Source organism: Mycobacterium sp. ABE4_509 (genome assembly GCF_056160785.1).
In genome coordinates, this window is record NZ_JBSWXU010000256.1 from 1 (window position 1) to 3,400 (window position 3,400).

4 protein-coding genes are annotated in these 3,400 nt (G+C 72.5%); 3 read left to right on the top strand and 1 reads right to left on the bottom strand.

The features are described from left to right. The coding region (locus tag ACXAID_RS27520; protein WP_475025341.1) for an FAD-dependent oxidoreductase at nucleotides 1-639 on the top strand (639 nt) is incomplete at its 5' end. Next, entirely contained in the window at nucleotides 636-1,652 is a 1,017-nt protein-coding gene (locus ACXAID_RS27525; protein WP_475025342.1) for a DUF5914 domain-containing protein, read from the top strand. The genes ACXAID_RS27520 and ACXAID_RS27525, both read left to right, overlap by 4 nt. Here the strand turns inward: ACXAID_RS27525 and idi are convergent. Beyond that, a complete protein-coding gene (gene idi / locus ACXAID_RS27530; protein ID WP_475025343.1) occupies nucleotides 1,634-2,194 on the bottom strand; it encodes an isopentenyl-diphosphate Delta-isomerase in 561 nt (186 codons plus the stop codon). The two genes, ACXAID_RS27525 and idi, sit on opposite strands and share 19 nt — an antisense overlap. Before the next feature lie 59 nt (nucleotides 2,195-2,253). Here idi and ACXAID_RS27535 point away from each other — a divergent pair. Then, a partial coding sequence (locus tag ACXAID_RS27535; RefSeq protein ID WP_475025344.1) for a glycosyltransferase occupies nucleotides 2,254-3,400 on the top strand: 1,147 nt, incomplete at its 3' end.

A 3,400-nucleotide genomic window follows, 5' to 3' on the forward strand; every position in this document is an offset into this window, starting at 1 on the left:
GGCCTGCGCGGCATCGTGGCCGGCTCGCCCGGGCTGGGGGACGCGCCGTGGCGGGATCGGGTCGCGGCGATGGGCACCGCGCCCCCGTTCGTGGTGCTGCGGCTGTGGCTGGATCGTCCGGTGCGCGCCGACCGGGCCCCGTTCGTCGGGACGGGAGGGCGGGAACCGCTGGACAATGTGAGCGTGGTGAGCCGCTACGAAGCCCAGGCCGGCGAGTGGGCCGCCCGCACGGGTGGCTCGGTGGTCGAGCTGCACGCCTACTCGGTGGATGACGGTGACGACATGGTGCGCGAGGCGCTGATCAAGCGCATGTACGAGCTCTACCCGGAGACCGTGGACGCCAACGTCGTCGACGAACGACTGTTGCGCCGTGCCGACTGCCCCCGCTTCGCACCCGGGGATTTCGATGACCGGCCCACCGTCGTGACACCTGACCCGCGGATGGTGCTGGCCGGGGACGGAATCCGCATCGACCTGCCGGTGGCCCTGATGGAACGGGCCGCCACCACCGGTTGGAGCGCGGCCAACCGGTTGCTCGCCGGTTTCGGGCTGGCCGGGCATCCGCTGCAGACCGTGCCCAACCGCGGCCGTTCGGCGCTGCTGCGGCGACTGGCCGGTTCGGCGGGGGCCGGGCGGTGAGCCCGGTGTCGGGGTGGCGGGACAGGCTGGCGAAGGCATCGTTGCTGAAAGCATGGCCGTTCGAGGCGCTCCCACCCGTCGACTGGGCGGCCCAGACGCCGACCTGGCAGGAGGCCGACCCGGCGGTGATCCGGGCGGCCCACTCCCGCGCGCAGCGCCGGCCCGGCGGCAACTGGTTCGTCTTCGCCGCGAGCTCGGCCGTCACCACCAAGGCGTTCGGCACCTCGGTCGCCGGCCACCAGCTGGTGGCGTGGCGGGGGTCCGACGGCGGGCTGCAGGTGGCCCCGCGCGCCTGCCCGCACCTGGGGGCGGATCTGGCGCTGGCGCCGGTCGACTGCGGGCAGTTGGTGTGCCCCTGGCACGGGCTGCGGTTGGGTCAACGCCGGCACGGCACCTGGAAGCCCTACCCGGCCCACGACGACGGTGTGCTGTGCTGGGTGCGCCTCGACGACACCGCCGAGGTGACGCCGTCGCTGGCGCCGATCACCCCGCCGCGCCCGGCCACGCCGGCCATCTCGGCGGTCACCCGGCTCGAAGGCGTCTGCGAGCCGCAGGACATCGTGTGCAACCGGCTCGACCCGTGGCACGGGGCCTGGTTCCATCCGTACTCGTTCACCAGGTTGCGGGTGCTCAGCGCCCCACCTGTGGATGCCGAACTGTCCGAGGAGGCCGACAAGTTCGTCGTCGAGGTGACCTTCCGGATCGGCCGCCTCGGTGTCCCGGTCATCGCCGAGTTCACCACCCCGGGCCCGCGCACCGTCGTGATGCGCATCGTCGAGGGCGAAGGGCTGGGCAGCGTCGTGGAGACGCATGCGACGCCGGTCGGGGTGGGCGTCGACGGGCGGCCCCGCACCGCTGTCATCGAAGCGGTGGTCGCGCACTCGGACCGACCGAACTTCGGCAAGGGGCTGGTGGCGTCCCCGTTGATCCGGCCGCTGATGAAGCACGCCGCGACCCGGCTCTGGCGTGACGATCTGGCCTATGCCGAGCGGCTCTACGAGCTCAGGTCCTGAACGCCTTGTCCGACCCCTTCCGCGGCGAGCAGCGGAACCTGCTTGACCGCCCACGGACTGATCGCCCAGCCGAGCTCGGCGGCGGTGCACAGATGCTCCCACGGCACCCAGGTGTAGTCGGCGACCTCGTCGCGGTCCGCGCGGATCGGACCCATGGCCCGCGCGCAGAACACCGGGCACACCTCGTTCTCCACCACGCCGTCGGCGGCCACCGCGACGTAGCGGAAGTCGGGCAGCGCGCAGCGCAGGTCGGCGATCGCGACACCGAGCTCGTCGCCAACCCGGCGCCGCACCGCATCGGCGAGCGATTCGCCGGGGGCGGGATGGCCGCAGCACGAGTTGGTCCAGATCCCCGGAAACGTCTTCTTGTGCAGTGCCCGCCGGGTCAGCAGCACCCACCCGGCGTCATCGAACAGGTAGCAGGAGAATGCGAGGTGCAGCGGGGTCGACGCGCTGTGGACATCCGACTTCGGGGCCGAACCGATGGCTCGGCCCTCGTCGTCGAGAAGGACCACGAACTCCTGGGTGTCAACCGAAGTCATGACAGTCATTCGGCGCCGCTACCGGTTCGGATGGGTGCGGAATCTGCAGGAGGTGGCCGATGGCGGTGATACTGGCCTACACCGCGCCGGCGATCGGCCATCTGTTCCCATTCTGCGCCCAGCTCGCCGAACTGGCCGGCCGCGGCCACGAGATCCACATCCGCACCCTCGCCGGCGGCGTCGACCTGTGCCGGGGACTGGGCTTCAAAGCCGAACCGGTCGACCACCGGATCGAGGCGGTGCGCGACGTCGAGTCGGCCGGCGTGTTGCGCTCGGCCGGCAACACCGTGCGGGTGCTCACCGAGCGGGCCGGCCTGGAGGTCGCCGACCTCACCCGCTCCGTGCAGACCGTCGACCCGGACCTGGTGATGGTCGACGCGAACTGCTGGGGGGCGATGTCGGCCGCCGAGGCCGACGGCCGCCCCTGGACGGTGTTCTCGCCGTTCATCCCCTACCTGCGGGCCCCGGGGCTGCCGCCGTTCGGGGCCGGCAAGAGACCGATGACCGGACCGCTGGGCCGGGCCCGCGACTGGGGCGTCGGCAGCGTCACCCGGGTGGTGTTCGACCGGCCGTTTCGCACGGGTATGCACCCGGTGCGCGCTGCGCTGGGGTTGCCGCCGGTGCGCACCGCCGACGCGCTGTTGCGCCGCGCGCCGGCGATCCTGGTGACCACCGGCAAGCCGTTCGAGTACCCCGTCACCGACTGGGGGGAATCGGTGGCGATGATCGGGCCGGCCGACTTCGACCCGCCGGCCGACCCCCCGGACTGGCTCGACGACATCGACGCACCGATCGTGCTGGTGACCACGTCCTCGGTACCTCAGGCCGACGAGGCGCTGGTCGGCGCCGCGGTGCAGGCGCTGGCCGGCGAACCGGTGCACGTCGTGGCCACCCGCCCGGCCGGCGACGGCGCCGCGGTGACGCACCGACCCGGCCTCACCATGGCGCGGTTCGTGCCGCATGCGCCGGTGCTCGATCGGGCGGTGTGCGTGATCACCCATGGCGGGATGGGGATCACCCAGAAAGCGCTGGGCCGCGGGATTCCGGTCTGCGCAGTGCCGTTCGGTCGCGATCAATTCGAGGTCGCGCGCCGGGTGGAGGTGGCCCGGTGCGGCACCCGGTTGCCGGCGCGGGGGATCACCGACGCCCCGTCTGTTTCTTCTCCCCCCCTCCCCGCCCACGAAAATTGGCCGAACATGTGGGGGG

Bases quoted from the DNA above. Each gene is read 5' to 3' on its own strand.
- idi (WP_475025343.1), bottom strand. From the start codon at position 2,194: ATGACTTCGGTTGACACCCAGGAGTTCGTGGTCCTTCTCGACGACGAG.